Below are 20148 nucleotides of genomic sequence, written 5' to 3'. Positions count from 1 at the left end.
CACACCAACGGCCCACACACCTGGTTCACCCCACCCCCACACATCGACCCCACCCGAACCCCACGCCTCGGCGGCCGAGCCCGATTCGACCCCGCCACACCACCCCCGACCACACACACCGGCCACCCACACGACACCGAGCCCGCGGTGTCGGCCGCATGAGCGCAGAACGAGCGAGAACTGCCGACGGAACGACCCACCCACGGCGACCGCGGGAGTGCGCGACAACGGTCCACCGCGCGAAAGCCCATGCCGCCATCAGGACCTGCACTGGCGCGGCCGGTCTGCGCGGACGACGTCTCCCACGCGAAGCCGGTGCCGCAATCCGTGCCACACGTGCGCCTGCACCTGCACCTGCGACTGGCAACTGTGACAGAGTGCGCGGCGACGATCCACCGCGCGCGACCGCCGCCGACATCAGCACCGCGCCTGGCGAGCGTGCCGCGGCGCACGGAGTCCCCGGGCGCGCGTAGTCATCGGACAGGACGGCCGCGCCACCGGCGCCACCTGAACGAGCCCGGCCGAGACCCGCCGGGCACGACGACGCGGGCTCAGGACGCGGGTTCAGGCCGCCGTTGCTCTGATCTGGGTCGCCTGAGTCGCTCGCCTGAAGAGCTCAGCGCCAGCCGTGGCGGGCCGCCAGGGCGGCCGTCAACCGGTCGTAAGGCGCGCGGTCGAGCGTGGCGCCCTCGCGCCGCATGCCACCCGAGCGCACACGGTACACGCGGTCGATGCGCGCCCAGCTCGGGCGCCCCTCCGCATCCCATGCGCCCGCCCCGAGCGGCACGTAGCGGTCACCGTCGTCGTGGGGCTTGCTCGTCAACTGCACCGCCAGATACTCACCAGGTGCACCCGCCGCCACGATGGCGACCGGGCGGTCCTTGCCGCGCCCATCGCGCTCCTCGAACGGCACCCACGTCCACACGACCTCGCCCGGGTCGGGCTCGCCGTCACGCTCGGGCGCGTACGCGAATCGCACCCGGCCCACGCGTCGTGGATCGAGCTCGATCGTCGCGGACGGTCCGGTCTGGCCCGGAGACTGCGACAGGTCGGTACGGCCTCGCGGCGAAGCATCCGGCCGCCCTGCGCCCCCGGCCCCTGTACCGCGCCCGGCCGGCGTACCACCGCCGCCCCGCGAGCCGCGCCCGCCCCGCGAGCCCCGCCCGCCGACCGAACCGATGACACGCCGAAGGGCGGTGAGGAAGCGACCGGTGCCTGACACACCCGCACACTACCCCACCGCCCTCACGGTGGTTCAGCGACTCACGTCGATGACTCAGACGGTCTCGAGCTTGTACCCCGACTCGCCGTGCACCGTGCTGTCGATGCCCGCGAGCTCGTCCTCGTTCTTGACCCGGAAGCCGATCGTCTTCTCGATCGCGAAGCCGAGGACCAATGCGATGACGAAGGAGTACACCATCACGCCGACCGCGGCGATCGTCTGCACGGCGAGCTGACCGAAGCCGCCGCCGAGGAAGAGGCCGGTGTCGATCGCGAAGAAGCCCAGGTACAGCGTGCCGATGAGGCCGCCGACGAGGTGGATGCCCACGACGTCGAGCGAGTCGTCGAAGCCGAGCTTGAACTTCAGCTCGATCGCGAGCGCGCAGACCGCGCCGGCGATGACACCGAGCAGCAGCGCCCAGCCGGGCTCGAGGTTGGCACAGGCCGGGGTGATCGCGACCAGACCCGCGACGGCGCCCGACGCGGCGCCGACCGACGTCGGCTTGCCGTCCTTGAGCTTCTCGACGACCAGCCAGCCGAGGATCGCCGCGGCGGTCGCGCCGATCGTGTTGATGACGATCAGGCCGGTGTTCGCGAGCCCGTTGAGCCACTCGGCGCCGGCGTTGAAGCCGAACCAGCCGAACCACAGCACCGCCGCGCCGAGAAGGGTCAGCGGCACGTTGTGCGGCTTGTCGAAGCCCTTCTGGAAGCCGACGCGCTTGCCGAGGACGAGTGCGAGCGCGAGCGCCGCGGCACCCGCGTTGATGTGCACCGCGGTGCCACCGGCGTAGTCGATGACGCCCGGCAGGCCCATGGTCTCGCCGAGGTTGAGGATCCAGCCACCGCCCCAGACCCAGGCCGCGACGGGGAAGTAGACGATCGTGGCCCAGATGCCCGCGAAGATCATCCACGCACCGAACTTGGCGCGGTCGGCGATCGCGCCCGAGATCAGGGCGACCGTGATGATCGCGAACGTGGAGCCGTACGCGACGCCGATGAGGTCGGTGTTCGCCGACTCACCGGTCGCGAGCTGGCCGAGCCCGAAATCGGAGAACGGGTTGCCAGCGAAGTCCCAGACCCCGCCGACTGCGCTCATGTTGTAGCCGTAGAGCACCCAGAGCACGGCGACGAGCCCGAGTGCGCCGAAGCTCATCATCATCATGCTCACGACGCTCTTCGCCTTGACGAGGCCGCCGTAGAAGAACGCGACGCCCGGGGTCATGAAGAGCACGAGGGCGGTCGCGGTGATCGCCCACGCAATGCTTCCCGTATCCATTGGTAATCCTCACCGTGAAAGTTGCTTCGGATGTACCGCGAGGAATGGAGGAACTGCGGAGGTCTCGGGTACGTCCCTCAGACTGGTGCTGGCACGTTTCGGCGAGAGGACGTGGTTCGTTTCGGGTCGGTTACGAAGAACGCGCTGAGGTAACGGGCGTGTTTCCGCGGGCCAGAGATCGGCCGGGAGTCAGGATCGACGGGTTGCGGGCGCGAGCCCGAGACGGATGCCCCGTGGCCGGCGCCCTGGCCCGGGCCCTGGCCGGTCAGTCGTGCGGCGGGAGCTCGCCGGTCGTGAGCGCCGTCATGCGGCTCATCGCACGCAGGTACTTCTTGCGGTAGCCGCCGGCCAGCATGTCCGCGTCGAACACGCCGTCGAGCGGCACGCCGCTGGCGATGATCGGCACCTCGGCGTCGTAGACCCGGTCGATGAACGCGACCAGCCGCAACGCGGCGCTCTGGTCGTGCAGCTCGTGCACGCCGCGGAGGCCGATGATGTCGACGCCCTCGATGAGTTTGATGTACTTCGACGGGTGCACCGTCGCGAGATGCGCCATGAGACCGTCGAAGTCGTCGAGCGACACCGGGTGCCCGCGCCCGGCGAGGGCCTCGGCGGTGCGCTCGACCGCGGCGTCGCCGTCGGGGCTCTCGGCCCGGCCACCGGTGTCGCGGCGACGGAAGTCGAGGCCGTCGATGCGCAGGGTCTCGAAGTTCGACGCGAGTCCCTGGATCTCGCGGAGGAAGTCGGCGGCCGCGAAGCGGCCCTCGCCGAGCGCGTTCGGCGGTGTGTTGCTCGTGGCGGCCACGCGTGTGCCGCTCGCCATGAGCTCGCCGAGGAACCGCGTCATGAGCATGGTGTCGCCCGGGTCGTCGAGCTCGAACTCGTCGATGCAGATGAGCTTGGCCCCCGTGAGCAGCTTCACCGCCGGTGCATACCCGAGGGCGCCGACGAGCGCCGTGTACTCGATGAACGTGCCGAAGTACTTGGGCCCGTGCGCCACATGCCACAGCGCCGCGAGCAGGTGCGTCTTGCCGACACCGAACCCGCCGTCGAGGTAGACACCCGGCAGCTCGATGCGCGCCGGACGCTTGCGTGAGAAGAACCCGCCCGGCCGCTGCGCCGCACGCCACGCGCCCGCGAACTCCTTGAGCCGGTCGAGCGCGGCCTGCTGCGACGGGAAGTCGGGGTCGGGGCGGTACGAGTCGAAGCTCGCATGCTCGAACTGCGGCGGCGGCACGAGGTCGCCCGCGATCTCGGCACCCGAGATGACCGGGTTGCGTTCGACGAGCCGGAGAAGACCGGTGGAGAGGTCCGAGGACATGTGGTGAGGCTCCCGTATTGCACCTGATGACGGGCCCGTGACTTCAGCAGGCGGAGCCGCGTAGATTCGAGGGTGGACAGCTCAACAGCCTAGTCCGCGCCCACCGCTCCCCTGCCCCAACCGGGCGACCTCTGGAGGTTCCATGCCGGTCGAGTTCGACGTCGCCGAGAAGTTCGCGGCCTACGCCCACCCTGAACGGCTCGTCAGCACCGAGTGGCTCGCCGAACGGCTGGGCCGTCCGGGGCTCGTGGTCGTCGAGTCCGACGAGGACGTGCTGCTGTACGAGACCGGTCACATCCCCGGAGCGGTGAAGATCGACTGGCACCTCGACCTGAACGACCCGGTCGTGCGCGACTACGTCGACGCCGAGCAGTTCGCGGCGCTCCTCGGCTCGAAGGGCATCGCTCGCGACACCACGGTCGTGATCTACGGCGACAAGAACAACTGGTGGGCGGCCTACGCGCTCTGGGTGTTCACCCTGTTCGGGCATGAAGACGTCCGCCTGCTCGACGGCGGCCGCGATCTCTGGATCGCCGAGGGACGCCCCCTGACGACCGAGCCGCCCGAGGTGACGCCCGTGGAATACCCGGTCGTCGCACGCGACGACGCGACCATCCGTGCGTTCAAAGAGGACGTGCTCGCGCATCTGGGCAACCCGCTGATCGACGTGCGCTCACCCGAGGAGTACTCCGGCGAGCGCACGACCGCCCCCGCCTACCCCGAGGAGGGCGCGCTCCGCGCGGGACACATTCCGACCGCGGCATCCGTGCCATGGGGCCGCGCCGCGGCCGCCGACGGCACCTTCAAGTCCCGCGACGAGCTCGATGCGATCTACCGCGGCGAGGCCGGACTCGCGGATGGCGACGACATCGTCGCGTACTGCCGGATCGGCGAGCGTTCGAGTCACACGTGGTTCGTGCTCACGCACCTGCTGGGCTTCGAGGGCGTGCGCAACTACGACGGCTCATGGACCGAGTGGGGCAGCGCGGTGCGTGTGCCCATCGTCACCGGCCCCGAGCGCGGCGAGCTTCCGTCGCGCTGAGCCGCCTGACGGATCGCCGGCGAACCTGACGGGTCGCCGGCGGACCGGATTCGCGCGCCCGGCCCGCTCCCAGAGGCGCGTGCGATGATCGAGACGATGGATGCCACGCTGCCCGCCCGTCTCGCCGAGACCCGTGAGGACTTCCTCGCGCTCGCCGTCCGCGATCGCCTGCAACTGCTGCTCGACTTCGCGAACGAGCTGCCCGAGCTGCCCGAACACCTCAGCGATCACCCCGATCTGCTCGAACGCGTCGAGGAGTGCCAGTCGCCGGTCTACATCTTCGTCGAGCTCGACGGCGACGTCGTGCACCTGCACGCCACAGCGCCGGCCGAGTCCCCGACGACGCGCGGGTTCGCGTCGATCCTCGTGCAAGGCCTCGACGGCCTGAGCGTCGACGAGGTGCTCGCGCTGCCCGCGGACTACCCGCAGTCGCTCGGGCTCGGCGAGGCCGTCTCACCCCTGCGGGTCCGCGGCATGACCGGAATGCTCGCCCGCATCACGCGTCAGGTGCGCGAGCGGGCGGCCGCCTGAGACATCCGTCACCGCGTCAGCCCGCGTCAGGCGACGCGAGCCCTCGTCAGCCCGCGATCTGATCCTCGTCGTGGACGATCGCGCCGTCGACCGCGCGCCGTGCCAGCCAGCCCTCGATGACACGGGTCCACCGCTCGGGGTCGTGGTTCCAGAGCTTCACGTGGCGTGCGCCGGTGAACACCTCGAACTGGACCAGGTCGGGTCGCGCCGCCGCGAAGCGGCGGGCACCGTCGATCGGGACGAACCCGTCGTCCTCGCTCGCGAGCAGCAGGATCGGCACGTCGAACTCCTCGGCCCGGGCGACGGCGTCGAGGCTGTGCAGGTCGATGGGTGCGGCGATGCCGGTCACCGTCACCGCGAGCGGCGCGCTGATCAGCCGGGTGACCATGGAGCTCACCTGTTCCGGGAGCCCGTAGAGCGTGCCCTGGAAGCGCAGGATGTCGACCCAGTCGATCGCGGGCGACTCGAGGATGACGCCGACCAGCCGCTCTCTGACCTCCTCGGATCGCAGCACGGCCTGCAGGGTGATGGTGCCGCCCATCGACCAGCCCATGAGCACGATCTCCTCGGCGCCGTGCTCGCGCGCGAAGCGCACCGCGGCGACGACGTCCTCCCACTCGGTGCCGCCGAGGCCGTACCGCCGGTCGACGCTCGCGGGCGCCTCGCCGTCGTTGCGGTAGGAGACGACGAGCGTGTCCCAGCCGCGGGCGTAGGCCGCCGGCAGTGCACGCAGCGTCTCGCCGCGTTTCGCGCCGCGCCCGTGCACCTGGATCACCCAGCGCCCGCCGGGCTCCGCACTCGGGATGTACCACGCGGGCGCGGGTCCGAGCGGCGTCTGGACGACGACGTTCTCGTACCCGTGGCCGAACTCCCACGGACCGAGGTAATACCAGCCGTCGAGGCGACCGCGCCTCGCCCGGTCGAGGCGCCCGAAGTCGACCCCCTCGATCCGCCGTCTGGCCATCCGGGTCTCGCGCGCGACGACCGCACCGAGGCGTGCGTGTCCCGAGTCGCGCTCGAACCACAGGCCGTACCGGCCGGCGAGTCCCGCCTCGTCGCCGTACAGCTCGAGCTCGCCGCCCGCGAGGTCGACGCGCCCGATGCCGAGATCCTCCTCGCGCGGTCCGACCGGGATGACGACCTTGCGCGCGAAGACGACCGCGATCGCGGCGACGATGCCGGCCGCGAGCCCTCCGAGGAGCGCGATGGCGCCGAGCAGGATCACGGCGGCCGATCCCGTCATGCGCCCTCGCCGGCCCATCCCTCACCCCTTCGATCACCGATCGCATCGGCTCGATCACGTCGCGGCGTGCCGTCGCCGCCTGCTCAGATGCAGACTCTAGTCTGCGAACGTGTCCGACCCAGAGTCCCCTGCACCCGCCGAGTTCGACGCGGCGCTGGCATCGATGCGCGCTGCCGTGCACCGCAGCGAGCTCCGGGTGACCGAGATCCCGGCTCCCGGATCGCTCGCTCCCTATGCCGCCGCACTCGCGGCCGACGTCGAGCCGGGCCGGCACGCGGCGGACTCCGACCTCGGAACCGGGCGGTTCGTCCTGCTCTACGACCCCGAGGAACCCGAGGCCTGGGGCGGCCGGTTCCGTGTCGTGTGCTTCGCGCAGGCACCGCTCGAGACGGACATCGGCCTCGACCCGTTCGTCGCCGACGTCGCGTGGTCCTGGCTCGTCGACGCGCTCGACGGGCTGGGCGCCGCGTACGTCTCGGCGAGCGGCACCGCGACGAAGGTGCTCTCCACCGGCTACGGCGAGCTCGCCCACCGCGGCGACGGCGCGCAGCTCGAGCTGCGCGCGTCCTGGACGCCGCTCGACGCCCGCATCACCCCGCATGTGGAAGGCTGGGGCGAGCTGTTGTGCATGCTGGCCGGGCTCCCTCCTCGTTCGGAAGGGGTGACGACCCTGCCCCGTCGGAGGAACCGTGACTGATTTCCGGGTGATCGAGACGCCCGAGGCGTATGAGGACGCCGTCTCGCTGCTCGCGGCGGGCGAAGGCCCGATCGCGGTCGACGCCGAACGCGCGAGCGGCTTCCGGTACTCGCAGCGCGCCTACCTGATCCAGATGTTCCGGCGAGGCGCCGGCACCTTCCTCTTCGACCCGACCACGATCCCCGACTTCTCCCGGCTCGAGGCGGAGATCGGCGACGACGAATGGGTGCTGCACGCGGCCAGCCAGGATCTGGCGTGCCTGCGCGAGGTCGGACTCGACCCCGCGCGCATCTTCGACACCGAGCTCGCGGCGCGCCTGCTCGGCATGGCCCGGGTCGGTCTCGCCTCGGTCGTCGAGGAACTGCTGGGCGTGAAGCTCGCGAAGGAGCATTCGGCCGCCGACTGGTCGACCCGGCCGCTGCCCGACTCGTGGCTCACCTACGCGGCACTCGACGTCGAGCTGCTGGTCGACGTCCGCGACGCGCTCACCGAGCGTCTCGAGGCCGCCGGGAAGCAGGGACTCGCCGCAGAGGAGTTCGGCGCGGTGCTCACGAAGGAGGCCAAACCGCCTGCGGCCGAGCCCTGGCGGCGGCTCTCGGGCATCCACGCCATCCGGCACGGCAGGAACCTCGCCGTCGCGCGCTCGCTCTGGCTCACACGGGACGCCCGCGCGTCCGAGCTCGACGTCGCTCCCGGCCGGCTCGTTCCCGACGCCTCGCTCGTGGCGGCCGCCCGGATCCTGCCCCGCACGAAACGTGCGCTCGCCGACCTGAAGGAGTTCAGCGGCCGGGCGAGCCGGTCCGAGCTCGACCGCTGGTGGGCGGCGATCGAGGCGGGCCTGGCCGACCCCGAGCCGCCCGCGGTCCGTGTGCCGAACGACGCGCCCCCGCCGCCACGCGCGTGGGCGGCCAGGCATCCTGAGGCCGATGCCCGGCTGAGGCTCGCGAAGGCGGCCGTGACCGAGGTCGCCGAGCAGCTGCAGATGCCGACCGAGAACCTGCTCACCCCCGACACGCTGCGGCGGGTCGCGTGGCAGCCGCCCGCGGATGCGTCTCCCGCAGGCATCGGCGACGCGCTTCGCGCGCACGGCGCGCGCGAGTGGCAGATTGACGCGACCGCACAGAGAATCGCCGAGGCGTTTGTAGAGGCCGCACAGTCGCTCGAGGACGCCTCTGCATCGGATTCGTAGGATCCGTCAACCGATTCCATCGCCTCGGCGGCCGTTCATAGGATCGAATCATCCTGACCGAAACGGAGCTGCAGCGTGGCTGAACGAGCTGAGGTCGTGTTCGTCGACGGGGTACGCACCCCCTTCGGCCGAGCCGGCGACAAGGGCATGTACTGGAACACCCGGGCCGACGACCTCGCGGTGAAGACGATCACCGGCCTCCTCGAACGCAACCCGAACCTGCCGAAGGACCGGGTCGACGACGTCGCGATCGCCGCGACCACGCAGACCGGCGACCAGGGCCTCACGCTCGGCCGCACCGCGGCCATCCTCGCCGGACTGCCGACGAGCGTCCCGGGCTTCGCGATCGACCGCATGTGCGCGGGAGCGATGACCGCCGTCACCACGACCGGCTCGGGCATCGGGTTCGGCCAGTACGACGTCGTCATCGCGGGCGGCGTCGAGCACATGGGGCGTCACCCGATGGGCGGCGACGCCGACCCGAACCCGCGCTTCCTCACGGAGAAGCTCGTCGCGGGCGACGCCCTCAACATGGGCAGCACGGCCGAGCGGCTGCACGACCGGTTCCCCGGGCTCACCAAGGAGCGCAGCGACCGCTTCGGCATGCGCAGCCAGCAGAAGGTGCAAGCCGCGTACGACGCCGGTCAGCTGCAGCCCGACCTCGTGCCCGTCGCGATCCGCACCGACGAGGGCTGGGGCCTCGCGACCGAGGACGAAGGCCGGCGGCCGGAGACCTCGATGGAAGGCCTCGCGAACCTGCGCACGCCGTTCCGTCCGCACGGGCGCGTGACGGCCGGCAACTCGTCGCCGCTCACGGACGGGGCGACCGCGGCCATCCTCGCGAGCGGCGACGCCGCGAAGGAGCTCGGCCTCACGACCAAGATGCGCATGGTGAGCTTCGGGTTCGCGGGCGTTCAGCCCGAGGTCATGGGCATCGGGCCGATCCCGTCGACCGAGAAGGCGCTCAAGCGGGCCGGTCTCAAGATCGACGACATCGGCCTCTTCGAGCTCAACGAGGCCTTCGCGGTGCAGGTGCTGAGCTTCCTCGACCACTTCGGCATCGACGACGAGGACCCGCGCGTGAACCAGTGGGGCGGTGCGATCGCGATCGGCCACCCCCTCGCGGCCTCGGGCGTGCGCCTCATGACGCAGCTCGCCCGCCAGTTCGAGCAGCACCCCGAGGTGCGGTACGGCCTGACCGCCATGTGCGTCGGTCTCGGCCAGGGCGGCAGCGTCATCTGGGAGAACCCGCACCACAAGCGCTACGGAAAGGGCCGTTGACCGACATGACCGACTACTCGAAGATCGACTTCTCCGAGCTGGCGGCCGCGTTCCAGGACGACGAGGTGGTCACGCACTCGTATGTGCGAGACATCCGTCTGCCCTCTGGAAAGGTGCTCGCGCTCATCACGCTCGACAACGGCCGCGATCACACGCGGCCGTCGACCCTCGGGCCCGTCACGATGCTCGAGCTCGGCGATCGGCTCGATGAGCTCGCGGCCCGCGCCTCGCGCGGCGAGATCGATGCCGTGGCCATCTCGGGCAAGCCCTATTTCCTGGCGGCGGGCGCCGACCTGTCGAAGGTCGGCGAGCTGACCACGCGCGAGATCGCGCTCAAGATGGGCCAACTCGGCCACTTCGTGTTCGGCAAGCTCGGCGACCTCGGGGTCCCGTCGTTCTGCTTCATCAACGGGCTCGCGCTCGGCGGCGGCACCGAGGTCGCCCTGAACTGCGACTACCGCACGGTCGACGCGTCGGCGCCCGCGATCGCGCTGCCCGAGGTGTTCCTCGGCATCATCCCCGGCTGGGGCGGCGCCTACCTGCTGCCGAACCTGATCGGCATCGAGCACGCGCTGCGCGTGATCGTCGAGAACCCGCTGAAGAACAACCGGATGCTCAAGGCGAAGGACGCGTACGAGCTCGGCATCGCCGACGCGATGTTCCCGACGGTCAACTTCCTCGAGGACTCGCTGAAGTGGGCCGACGGCGTGCTCACCGGCACGATCGCCGTGAAGCGGCCGAACGCCCCGGGAAAGCTCGAGAAGCTCGCGAAGTGGGATGCCGCGATCGGCATCGCGCGCAAGAGCCTCGAGGGCAAGATCGGCACGGTCGCGAAGTCGCCCTACCGTGCGCTCGACCTCCTGAAGGCCGCGAAGAGCGGCACCAAGGCCGAGGCGTTCGCACGCGAGGACGAGGCGCTCGCCGACCTCATCTCGGGCGACCAGTTCCACGCCTCGATCTACGCGTTCAACCTCGTGCAGAAGCGCGCGAAGAAGCCCGCGGGCGCGCCCGAGAAGGAGCTCGCGCGCAAGGTCACGAAGGTCGGCATCATCGGCGCGGGGCTCATGGCGAGCCAGTTCGCGCTGCTGTTCGTCCGGCGCCTGCAGGTGCCCGTGGTGATCACCGACCTCGACCAGGCCCGGGTCGACAAGGGCCTCGCGTACATCCGCGACGAGATCGGCACGCTCGAGCAGAAGGGCCGGATCGACTCCGACGAGGCGAACCGGCTGCGCGCGCTCGTCTCGGGCACGACCGACAAGGCCGACTTCGCCGAGTGCGACTGGGTGATCGAGGCCGTCTTCGAAGACCTCGCGGTCAAGCAGCAGGTGTTCGCCGAGGTCGAGCCGCACCTGGCCGAGACGGCGATCCTCGCGACCAACACCTCGTCGCTCTCGGTCGAGCAGATCGGTGCCGGGCTCGCGTACCCCGAGCGCGTCGTCGGCTTCCACTTCTTCAACCCCGTCGCCGTCATGCCGCTGCTCGAGATCGTGAAGGCGCCCGCGACCGACGACGAGACGCTCGCGACCGCGTTCGCGGTCGCCGCGAAGCTCAAGAAGAGCGCGGTGCTCACGGCGGATGCCCCGGGCTTCGTCGTGAACCGGCTGCTGGCGAAGGTCATGGGGGAGGCGGCGCGTGCGGTCGACGAGGGCACGCCCGTGCCCGTCGTCGAACAGGCCCTCGCGCCCATCGGCCTGCCGATGGGCCCGTTCGAGCTCATCGACCTCGTCGGCTGGGCGGTCGCCGCGCACGTCCAGGACACCATGGTGCGCGAGTTCCCCGAGCGGTTCTACGCGTCGGCGAACCTGCACGCGCTCGCCGAGCTCACGGGACCGGTCGTCGAGAAGGACAAGCACGGCAAGGTGACCGACCTCACGAAGGCCGCCAAGAAGGCCATCACGGTCGGCAAGCACCCCGTCGAGCCGGCCGTGATCCTGCAGCGCGTCGAAGACGAGCTCGCCCGCGAGATCAAGCTCATGCTCGACGAGGGGGTCGTCGCCGCGGCCGAAGACATCGACCTCTGCCTCATCCTCGGGGCGGGCTGGCCGTTCCAGGCCGGCGGTGCGACGCCGTACCTCGACCGGGTCGGCGCGAGCGAACGCGTCTTCGGCGACACGTTCCACCACCCGCCCGTCCGCGGCGTGGACGCGTAGCCCGCCACGCGGCCTGCGCGGTCAGGGAGGCCCGCGACCCACGAGGTCGCGGGCCTCTCGCGTGCGTCACGCGCCCGAGGACATCGCCAGTCGTCGGCGTGTGCGCGACACGCCGGCGGACCCCGGCCAGACGCGGCGTGTCGCGCCGGCGTGCCGGCGACTCGTCGCGCAGGCGCAGGCGCAGGCGCCGTCGCACGGCAGCCAGGTGGGCAACCGGGCACCCGCAGCGCAGGGGCGCAGAGACTGGCGCGCTCAGAGGCGCGGGTGGGCGCCGGTGTCGCTCGAGACGGCCTCGAGCCCGGCGCCTCGCGCCCGCGGCAGCTTGCTGCCGAGCACCATCGCCGTCACGTCGCGGGCGATCTGCTGCGGCGTGAGCCCGACCCGCTCGAGGATGTCGGAGCGTGATCCGTGGTCGAGGAACTCGTCGGGCAGGCCCAGCTCGGTGACGGCCGTGTCGACGCCCGCCTCGCGCAGGTCTTGACGGAGCCGGGTGCCGACCCCGCCGACCCGGATGCCGTCTTCGAGGCTCACGACGATGCGATAGTCGGCCGCGAGCTCGACGATGCTGCGCGGCACAGGGACCACCCAGCGCGGGTCGACGACCGTGGCCCCGATGCCCTGCGCCTCGAGCCGCTCGGCCACGTCGAGGCCGGTGCCCGCCATGGGGCCGACCGTGACGATGAGCACGTCTTTCCGGGCGGACTCGGCGAGCACGTCCACACCGTCGGGCGTGCGCCGCTCCGCGGCGTACTCGACGCCGACGCTGCCCTTCGGGAACCGCAGCACCGTGGGGCCGTCGTCGACGGTCACGGCCTCGGCCAGCTCTTCGGCGAGGCGCACGGAGTCGCGGGGCGCCGCGATGCGCACGCCGGGCACGACCTGCAGGATCGACAGGTCCCACACGCCGTGATGGCTGGGCCCGTCGGGCCCGGTCACGCCGGCGCGATCGAGCACGAACGTCACACCCGCCTTGTGCAGCGCGACGTCCATGAGCACCTGATCGAAGGCCCGGTTCATGAACGTCGCGTAGACGGCGACGACGGGGTGCAGCCCGCCGAAGGCGAGCCCGGCGGCCGAGGTCACGGCGTGCTGCTCGGCGATCCCGACGTCGAACACCCGGGTCGGGAAACGCTCGGCCATGCGGTGCAGGCCCGTCGGTCGCAGCATCGCCGCGGTGATGCCGACGAGTCGCTCGTCGCGTTCTGCGAGGGCGACCAGCTCGTCCGCGAACACCCCCGTCCAGGACGGCGCGGCCGAGGTGTCCAGCGGCTCCCCCGTCTCGGGGTCGATCTGCCCCACGGCGTGGAACTGGTCGGCGACGTCGCGAAGCGCGGGCTCGTAGCCGCGCCCCTTCTCCGTGATCGCGTGCACGATCACGGGCGCGCCGTAGTGCTTCGCCTGTCGCAGCGCCTCCTCCATCGCCCGTTCGTCGTGCCCGTCGACGGGACCGACGTACTTGATGTCGAGGTTGGAGTACAGCGCCGCATTGTTCGTGAACCGCGCGAGGAACCCGTGGAGGCCGCCCCGCACGCCGCGATAGAACGCTCGGGCCGGGCCGCCCAGCCGATCGAAGGCCTGCCGGCTCGACTGATGCAGCGAGCGGTACGACTGCTTCGTGCGCACCGAGTTGAGGAACCGGGCCATGCCGCCGATCGTCGGCGCGTACGAACGGCCGTTGTCGTTCACGACGATGACGAGGTTCCGGCTGTTGTCGTCGGAGATGTTGTTGAGCGCCTCCCACGTCATGCCGCCCGTGAGCGCGCCGTCGCCGACGACCGCGACGACGTGCCGGTCGAGCTGGCCGGTCATCTCGAACGCCTTGGAGATGCCGTCGGCCCACGACAGCGAGCTCGACGCGTGCGAGCTCTCGACGATGTCGTGCTCGGACTCCGAGCGCTGCGGATACCCGGCGAGCCCGCCGGTCTGCCGGAGCGTCGAGAAGTCTTGGCGACCCGTGAGCAGCTTGTGCACGTAGGACTGATGCCCCGTGTCGAAGATGATCGAGTCACGCGGAGAGTGGAACACGCGGTGGATGGCGAGCGTCATCTCGACCACGCCCAGGTTCGGACCCAGATGGCCGCCCGTCTTGGCCACGTTCTGCACGAGGTGCGCGCGGATCTCCGCGGCCAGTTCGACCACCTGATCCTGCGTGAGCGCGTCGAGGTCGCGGGGTCCCCGAATCGAGCTGAGCAGGGTCATGCATACCACCTTCCCCGGCCGCCAGGAGCTGCGAGCCGGTGCGTCCCGAGTCTACGCCGCCCCTCCTCCGGGGGCCGTCCGAACGACGAAACTGCCCGCCCGAGGCATCCATTCGACGGATGCCTCGACGCGGGCAGTCTCGCTGTGCTAGTGCGCCCTTCGACTACGCGACGAGGCTGCGCAGCACGTACTGCAGGATGCCGCCGTTGCGGTAGTAGTCCGCCTCGCCCGGGGTGTCAATGCGCACGACCGCGTCGAACTCGACGGTCTGCTTGCCCTCGGGCGAGTGCTCGCTCGGCTCGGCGACGACGTGCACCGTGCGCGGAGTGGTGCCCTGGTTCAGCTGCTCGAGCCCCGAGATCGACACGATCTCGGTGCCGTCGAGGCCGAGCGAGTCGGCGGACTCCCCCGCCGGGAACTGCAGCGGCACGACACCCATGCCGATGAGGTTCGACCGGTGGATGCGCTCGAAGCTCTCGGTGATGACGGCCTTCACGCCGAGCAGGCTCGTACCCTTGGCGGCCCAGTCGCGGCTCGAGCCCGAGCCGTACTCCTTGCCGCCGAAGATCACGAGCGGCGTGCCCTGCGCCTGGTAGTTCTGGCTCGCGTCGTAGATGAACGACTGCGGCGCGTCGGCCTGGGTGAAGTCGCGCGTGTAGCCGCCCTCGACACCGTCCAGGAGCTGGTTCTTCAGGCGGATGTTCGCGAACGTACCGCGGATCATGACCTCGTGGTTGCCTCGGCGCGAACCGTAGGAGTTGAAGTCCTTGCGGTCGACGCCGTGCTCGGTGAGGTACTGACCCGCGGGGCTGTCGGCCTTGATCGAGCCGGCCGGCGAGATGTGGTCGGTCGTGACCGAGTCGCCGAGCTTCGCGAGCACGCGGGCGCGCGAGATGTCGGTGACGGGCGTGGTCTCGAGCGTCATGCCGTCAAAGTACGGGGGCTTGCGGACGTACGTCGACTCCGCGTCCCACTCGAACGTGGCGCCGGTCGGCGTCGGCAGCGTGCGCCACCGCTCGTCGCCCTCGAACACGCTCGCGTACTGCTTGGTGAACATGTCCTCGTTGATCGACGAGTCGATCGTCTGCTGCACCTCGGCGGCGTCGGGCCAGATGTCCTTCAGGAAGACGTCGTTGCCCTCGGTGTCCTGACCGAGCGCGTCGGTCTCGAAGTCGAAGTTCATCGAGCCGGCGAGCGAGTACGCGATCACGAGCGGCGGGCTCGCGAGGTAGTTCATCTTCACGTCGGGGTTGATGCGGCCCTCGAAGTTGCGGTTGCCCGAGAGCACCGCGGTCACAGCGAGGTCGTTCTCGTTGACCGCCGCCGAGACCTCCTCGATGAGCGGGCCCGAGTTGCCGATGCACGTGGTGCAGCCGTAGCCGACCGTGTAGAAGCCCAGGTCCTCCAGGTCTTGCGTGAGGCCGGCCTTCTCGTAGTAGTCGGTGACGACCTTCGAGCCCGGCGCGAGCGTGGTCTTGACCCACGGCTTCGCCTTGAGGCCCTTCTTCACGGCGTTGCGGGCCAGCAGGCCCGCGGCGAGCATGACGGACGGGTTCGACGTGTTGGTGCACGACGTGATCGCCGCGATGGTCACCGCGCCGTGGTCGAGCGTGTACGCGTTGCCGTCGGCGAGCTCGACGCGGGTCGGCTTCGAGGCCGACTTGGGCGCGTGGCTGCGGTGGTGGTGCACGTGCGTGTTGTACTCGTCGCCCGGCGTGTTGCTCGGCGGGTCGGAGGCCGGGAACGACTCGGCGACCTCGAGGTCGACGAGGTCGTGCGACACCTCGGTGTAGTTCGTGAGGTCGGACTCGAACTGCGTCTTCGCCTCGGAGAGCACGATGCGATCCTGCGGGCGCTTCGGGCCGGCGATCGACGGGACGACGGTCGACAGGTCGAGCTCGAGGTACTCCGAGAACGACGGCTCGTTGTCGGCGTCGTGCCAGAGCTTCTGCTCCTTGGCGTACGCCTCGACGAGCGCGAGCTGCTGGGCGCTGCGGCCCGTGAGCCGCAGGTAGTCGACCGTGACGTCGTCGACCGGGAAGATCGCCGCCGTCGAGCCGAACTCGGGGCTCATGTTGCCGATGGTCGCGCGGTTCGCGAGCGGCACGGAGGCCACGCCCGAGCCGTAGAACTCGACGAACTTGCCGACCACGCCGTGCTTGCGGAGCATGTCGGTGATGGTGAGCACGACGTCGGTCGCCGTGACGCCCGTCGGGATCTCACCGGACAGCTTGAAGCCGACGACCTTGGGGATGAGCATCGACACGGGCTGGCCGAGCATGGCCGCCTCGGCCTCGATGCCGCCGACGCCCCAGCCGAGCACGCCCAGGCCGTTGACCATCGTGGTGTGCGAGTCGGTGCCGACGCACGTGTCGGGGTAGGCCCGGACGACGCCGTCGACCGACCGGTCGTAGATGACCTTCGCGAGGTGCTCGATGTTCACCTGGTGCACGATGCCCGTGCCGGGCGGGACGACCTTGAAGTCGTCGAACGCGGTCTGGCCCCAGCGCAGGAACTGGTAGCGCTCCCCGTTGCGCTCGTACTCGATCTCGACGTTGCGCTCGAGGGCGTTCTCGCTGCCGAACAGATCGGCGATGACCGAGTGGTCGATGACCAGCTCGGCCGGCGCGAGCGGGTTGATGCGGCTCGGGTCGCCGCCGAGGGAGACGACCGCCTCGCGCATGGTGGCGAGGTCGACAATGCACGGCACCCCCGTGAAGTCCTGCATCACCACACGCGCGGGGGTGAACTGGATCTCGGTGTCGGGCTCGGCGGTCGGAACCCACGAGCCGAGCGCCTCGATCTGCGCCTTGGTGACGTTCGCGCCGTCCTCGGTGCGGAGCAGGTTCTCCAGCAGCACCTTCAGGCTGAATGGCAGCTTCTCGTGGCCGGGCACCCGATCGATGCGGTAGATCTCATAGGACTGGTCACCGACCTGGAGCGTGTCCTTCGCCCCGAAACTGTTCACTGCAGACACGATGTCCTCTCCTTCGCGGATGCCCCGGACGGGCCGGCGACATGTCGATCATGCTCGTCGGACAGAGGGCGAATCCAGCAAGGTGAACCTAACTCGCCCGCACACCGGCCGAGGATGTCGGACCGGGGCTGATTTATCTCGACGTCGAGATAACTCTATCATCGATCCGTTCGCGGCGACGCCCACGCGGCACGCACGACGAGCCACGTGAACACGAGCATCAGCGCGTAGAGCGGGACACCCATGAGCAGGCGCGTGAGTCCGAGCGCCTGCACGTTGTCGACCAGGTAGAGCGGGACCTGGACCACGATCCGCAGGACGAAGAACCCGATCCACGCGAGCGTCAAGAACTGCGCGAGACGCAGCTTCCGCCGCTCGGCGCGCCAGTGCGTGCCGTCGCCCATCAGGAAGCCGATCACGAGCCCGAGGGCGGGCCACTTGACGACGAGCGACACCAGCAGGGCGAGGGCGTACCCGGCGTTCGTGAAGAAGCCGAGCACGTAGTTGTCACGGGCGTCGCCGGTCCAGAGCGCGAGCGCGGCGGAGAGCAGCACGCCCACGAGTCCCGCGATCGCCTGCGTCGGCTGCCCCTTCGAGACGATCCGCGCGACGGTGAAGATGACGGCCAGGGCGACGGATGCCCCGAGCGCGGGCACGAGCGCCTCCTGGGCGTCCTGGCCGGCGAAGCTCGTCAGCACCGAGTACACGACGAGGAAGACGAAGCCGGGCAGCAACGCCTCGAGGATCCCGCGCACGCCGCCCACCGCCGTGAGCACGTCACGCCCGGTCAGCTTCTCCTCGCCCGCGAGGCCGCCGAGCCCGCTCTTGCCGGCCGCGGCGGCGAACTGCCTCGCGAACTCCGCACGCAGATCGGGCTGCGCGGCGTCGCCGTCGCCGGGCTGTGCCGCCGTGGCATCCGCCCGCGCGTCGGCCGGCGCCGCACTCGCGTCGCGCTCGTCGCCGTCGGGTGACGGACCGCCCGGACCGGCGGTCATTCGATCGCTGCGCCGGACGATGACGCGGGCATGCGAAGCGGGATCAGGTCACGCGGGGGCATCGGCGTGTTGCCGCGCACCACCACGATGGAGCGGAAGAGCTCCTCGATCTGCTGGGCCGCCTCGGGATCGACCGCGGCATTGCCCGCGATCACACCGCGCAGGAACCAGCGCGGGCCGTCAACGCCCACGAACCGCGCCAAGCGAAGCTGGCCGGCCTGCTCAGCGGTGCCGGCGACGGGGATCTGCGCGAGCAGCTCGGGCCCGAACGCCCCCTCGCGCACGGTCGTCGTGCCACCCTGCTTGGCGATCTGATCGGCGATCTGGTCGCGGATCTCGTGCCACAGCCCGCTCGACCGGGGCGCGGCGAACGGCTGCACCTGCAACGTCGATCCCGCGAGGTCGAGGCCGACCGCGACGACGCGCTTGCTGCCCTCCTCGATCTCGAGCCGGAGGTGCAGACCCTCACGCGGCAGGATCTTCACGCCGCCCAGATCGACATACGGCCGCACCGGGTTGGCCTCGGACTCGTCGAACGGACCCGCGGTCGCGCGGTCCTCAGGTGCCGACTTGGGGTGGTCGACGGGGCCTTCGCCCTCGGTCTCGATGTCGCTCATGCGTTCACTCCTTGCTTGTGCTCGCCGAATCCCGTGGATCCGAAGCCGCCCTCGCCGCGGTGGCTGCCCGGAAGGCGCTCGACCTCGACGAAGCGCGCGCGGCTCACCGGCATCACGACGACCTGCGCGATGCGGTCGCCCGCCTCGATGCGGTACGCGTCGTTCGCGTCGGTGTTCAGCAGCGCGACCTTGATCTCACCGCGGTACCCGGCATCGACCGTGCCCGGTGCGTTCACGATCGTGATGCCGTGCTTGAACGCGAGCCCCGAGCGCGGGACGACGAACGCGACGTACCCGTCGGGCAGCGCGATCGAGACGCCCGTGCCGACCGTGGCCCGCTCACCCGGCTCGAGGACCAGCGACTCGGCGGCGTGGAGGTCGGCACCGGCGTCGCCCGGGTGGGCGTACACCGGGAGTCGTTCGGCCGTGATCAGGACATCGACGGATTCGGTCACCGTTCGAGGGTAGTGCAGAAGTCTGATCGAATAGACCCATGCCCGACTATCGCGAGCGCCTCTGGCCCACGCCCTGGATCTACATCGTGAGCCTCTTGCTCATCCCCTCGAGCATCCTCGTGCTCGCGCCGGTCTCGCTCCCCGCGGGCATCGCCACGGGAATCGTGCTCTACCTCGCGGTCGTCGGTGCGCTCTCGCTCACCGCACCCGTGATCGAGGTGGCCGAAGGGCGCCTGCGCGCCGGCCGCGCCGACATCGGGCTCGAGCACGTCGGCGAAGCGGTGCCGGCCGTCGACGCCGCCGCGCGGGTCGAGCTCGGCACGGGTCTCGACGCACGCGCGTTCCTGGTGATCAGGGGATGGATCCGCCCGGTGGTCCGGATCCCGGTCGTCGACCCGGCAGACCCCACGCCCTACTGGCTCGTCTCGAGTCGCCGGCCCAACGAGATGGCCGCCGCGATCAATGGATCGCGACGGCCGGAATCGTAGGTGACCCTTCGGGTCAGGAGGCGCACTCGAGGCAGATCGGCCCGAGCTTCGTCTCGTGGTCGATCTGAGAGCGGTGCTTCACGAGGAAGCAGCTCACGCACGTGAACTCGTCGGCCTGCGGCGGGAGCACGACCACGTCGAGCTCGACGTCGGACAGATCAGCGCCGGCGAGATCGAAGCTGCCCGGGTTGTCGGCGTCTTCGACGTCGACCTGACCGGACATCTTGTCGGGCACGCGCTCCTTGAGGGCCTCGATCGACTCGGAGTCGTCTTCGGTCTTCCGTGGTGCGTCGTAATCCGTTGCCATGCCCATCCATTCTTCGTGGCTCGCCGGGGAGATCGGCGGCCATAGTTTGCATGAAAACCGGCCGGTAAGCAAACCCTCATCCGACTGGGGTCTCCATGCGGTCACCCATGCAACTTCCGGCGCGCCCGAGCTATTCCCGGAGCACACCGCACTCGCGTG

17 protein-coding genes are annotated in these 20148 nt (G+C 70.4%); 7 read left to right on the top strand and 10 right to left on the bottom strand.

Translation table 11 applies throughout. From position 1 onward, the window contains the following. Nucleotides 1-616 precede the first annotated feature (616 nt). The 3 genes from RH864_RS11285 to zapE all read right to left on the bottom strand — a co-directional run bounded on the left by RH864_RS11285 (nucleotide 617) and on the right by zapE (nucleotide 3818). A complete protein-coding gene (locus tag RH864_RS11285) occupies nucleotides 617-988 on the bottom strand; it encodes a type II toxin-antitoxin system PemK/MazF family toxin (RefSeq protein WP_310517647.1) in 372 nt (123 codons plus the stop codon). Nucleotides 989-1276: 288 nt separating this feature from the next. Further along, nucleotides 1277-2497: an ammonium transporter gene (locus RH864_RS11280; protein WP_310517646.1), complete on the bottom strand. Its 1221-nt coding sequence runs from the start codon at nucleotides 2495-2497 to the stop codon at nucleotides 1277-1279. Between the two features lie 265 nt (nucleotides 2498-2762). Further along, nucleotides 2763-3818, bottom strand: a complete 1056-nt coding sequence (zapE, locus tag RH864_RS11275; protein ID WP_310517645.1) for a cell division protein ZapE — start codon at nucleotides 3816-3818, stop codon at nucleotides 2763-2765. Nucleotides 3819-3960: 142 nt separating this feature from the next. Here zapE and RH864_RS11270 point away from each other — a divergent pair, with 142 nt between their 5' ends. Both RH864_RS11270 and RH864_RS11265 read left to right on the top strand, forming a co-directional pair. Next, nucleotides 3961-4860, top strand: a complete 900-nt coding sequence (locus RH864_RS11270; RefSeq protein WP_310517644.1) for a sulfurtransferase — start codon at nucleotides 3961-3963, stop codon at nucleotides 4858-4860. A gap of 84 nt (nucleotides 4861-4944) precedes the next feature. Beyond that, nucleotides 4945-5391, top strand: coding sequence for a SufE family protein (locus RH864_RS11265; protein WP_310517643.1), 447 nt, complete (start codon nucleotides 4945-4947; stop codon nucleotides 5389-5391). A gap of 46 nt (nucleotides 5392-5437) precedes the next feature. Here the strand turns inward: RH864_RS11265 and RH864_RS11260 are convergent, their stop codons facing one another. After that, nucleotides 5438-6634 carry an alpha/beta hydrolase family protein gene (locus tag RH864_RS11260; RefSeq protein ID WP_310517642.1) on the bottom strand — a complete coding sequence of 399 codons (1197 nt, stop codon included), beginning with the start codon at nucleotides 6632-6634 and terminating at the stop codon, nucleotides 5438-5440. Between the two features lie 109 nt (nucleotides 6635-6743). Between RH864_RS11260 and RH864_RS11255 the strand changes: the two genes are divergently transcribed. From RH864_RS11255 to RH864_RS11240, 4 genes are all read left to right on the top strand, one after another. Beyond that, on the top strand, nucleotides 6744-7331 hold the full coding sequence (locus RH864_RS11255) for a DUF3000 domain-containing protein (protein ID WP_396129966.1): 588 nt from the start codon (nucleotides 6744-6746) through the stop codon (nucleotides 7329-7331). Beyond that, nucleotides 7324-8520: an HRDC domain-containing protein gene (locus RH864_RS11250; protein ID WP_310517641.1), complete on the top strand. Its 1197-nt coding sequence runs from the start codon at nucleotides 7324-7326 to the stop codon at nucleotides 8518-8520. The genes RH864_RS11255 and RH864_RS11250 overlap by 8 nt, the downstream gene beginning before the upstream one ends. A gap of 75 nt (nucleotides 8521-8595) precedes the next feature. Next, nucleotides 8596-9801: a thiolase family protein gene (locus tag RH864_RS11245; RefSeq protein ID WP_310517640.1), complete on the top strand. Its 1206-nt coding sequence runs from the start codon at nucleotides 8596-8598 to the stop codon at nucleotides 9799-9801. A 5-nt stretch (nucleotides 9802-9806) separates the two neighbouring features. Next, nucleotides 9807-11951, top strand: a complete 2145-nt coding sequence (locus RH864_RS11240; RefSeq protein ID WP_310517654.1) for a 3-hydroxyacyl-CoA dehydrogenase NAD-binding domain-containing protein — start codon at nucleotides 9807-9809, stop codon at nucleotides 11949-11951. A 252-nt stretch (nucleotides 11952-12203) separates the two neighbouring features. Here RH864_RS11240 and dxs read toward each other — a convergent pair whose 3' ends face one another. The 5 genes from dxs to dut form a co-directional block, all read right to left on the bottom strand. Beyond that, on the bottom strand, nucleotides 12204-14150 hold the full coding sequence (gene dxs, locus RH864_RS11235) for a 1-deoxy-D-xylulose-5-phosphate synthase (protein WP_310517639.1): 1947 nt from the start codon (nucleotides 14148-14150) through the stop codon (nucleotides 12204-12206). A gap of 163 nt (nucleotides 14151-14313) precedes the next feature. Further along, a complete protein-coding gene (gene acnA / locus RH864_RS11230) occupies nucleotides 14314-17127 on the bottom strand; it encodes an aconitate hydratase AcnA (RefSeq protein ID WP_310517638.1) in 2814 nt (937 codons plus the stop codon). A gap of 158 nt (nucleotides 17128-17285) precedes the next feature. Next, nucleotides 17286-18122: a DUF3159 domain-containing protein gene (locus tag RH864_RS11225; protein ID WP_310517637.1), complete on the bottom strand. Its 837-nt coding sequence runs from the start codon at nucleotides 18120-18122 to the stop codon at nucleotides 17286-17288. Further along, a complete protein-coding gene (locus RH864_RS11220) occupies nucleotides 18119-18739 on the bottom strand; it encodes a DUF3710 domain-containing protein (RefSeq protein WP_310517636.1) in 621 nt (206 codons plus the stop codon). The genes RH864_RS11225 and RH864_RS11220 overlap by 4 nt, the downstream gene beginning before the upstream one ends. Beyond that, on the bottom strand, nucleotides 18736-19194 hold the full coding sequence (gene dut / locus RH864_RS11215; protein ID WP_310517635.1) for a dUTP diphosphatase: 459 nt from the start codon (nucleotides 19192-19194) through the stop codon (nucleotides 18736-18738). Before dut ends, RH864_RS11220 begins: the two co-directional genes overlap by 4 nt. Nucleotides 19195-19232: 38 nt before the next feature. Between dut and RH864_RS11210 the strand changes: the two genes are divergently transcribed. Then, a complete protein-coding gene (locus tag RH864_RS11210) occupies nucleotides 19233-19682 on the top strand; it encodes a DUF3093 domain-containing protein (protein ID WP_310517634.1) in 450 nt (149 codons plus the stop codon). A 13-nt stretch (nucleotides 19683-19695) separates the two neighbouring features. On the opposite strand, the gene RH864_RS11205 is transcribed toward RH864_RS11210, so the two are convergent. After that, on the bottom strand, nucleotides 19696-19989 hold the full coding sequence (locus RH864_RS11205) for a DUF4193 domain-containing protein (RefSeq protein WP_308796697.1): 294 nt from the start codon (nucleotides 19987-19989) through the stop codon (nucleotides 19696-19698). Nucleotides 19990-20148 lie beyond the last annotated feature (159 nt).

Source organism: Agromyces aerolatus, from assembly GCF_031432255.1.
GTDB lineage: Bacteria > Actinomycetota > Actinomycetes > Actinomycetales > Microbacteriaceae > Agromyces.
This window is presented reverse-complemented; position numbering and strand designations above follow the sequence as displayed.

Bases quoted from the DNA above. Each gene is read 5' to 3' on its own strand.
- RH864_RS11280 (WP_310517646.1), bottom strand. From the start codon at position 2,497: ATGGATACGGGAAGCATTGCGTGGGCGATCACCGCGACCGCCCTCGTG.
- RH864_RS11210 (WP_310517634.1), top strand. From the start codon at position 19,233: ATGCCCGACTATCGCGAGCGCCTCTGGCCCACGCCCTGGATCTACATC.
- zapE (WP_310517645.1), bottom strand. From the start codon at position 3,818: ATGTCCTCGGACCTCTCCACCGGTCTTCTCCGGCTCGTCGAACGCAAC.
- RH864_RS11225 (WP_310517637.1), bottom strand. From the start codon at position 18,122: ATGACCGCCGGTCCGGGCGGTCCGTCACCCGACGGCGACGAGCGCGAC.
- RH864_RS11240 (WP_310517654.1), top strand. From the start codon at position 9,807: ATGACCGACTACTCGAAGATCGACTTCTCCGAGCTGGCGGCCGCGTTC.
- RH864_RS11265 (WP_310517643.1), top strand. From the start codon at position 4,945: ATGATCGAGACGATGGATGCCACGCTGCCCGCCCGTCTCGCCGAGACC.
- dxs (WP_310517639.1), bottom strand. From the start codon at position 14,150: ATGACCCTGCTCAGCTCGATTCGGGGACCCCGCGACCTCGACGCGCTC.
- RH864_RS11220 (WP_310517636.1), bottom strand. From the start codon at position 18,739: ATGAGCGACATCGAGACCGAGGGCGAAGGCCCCGTCGACCACCCCAAG.
- RH864_RS11205 (WP_308796697.1), bottom strand. From the start codon at position 19,989: ATGGCAACGGATTACGACGCACCACGGAAGACCGAAGACGACTCCGAG.
- RH864_RS11270 (WP_310517644.1), top strand. From the start codon at position 3,961: ATGCCGGTCGAGTTCGACGTCGCCGAGAAGTTCGCGGCCTACGCCCAC.
- RH864_RS11260 (WP_310517642.1), bottom strand. From the start codon at position 6,634: ATGACGGGATCGGCCGCCGTGATCCTGCTCGGCGCCATCGCGCTCCTC.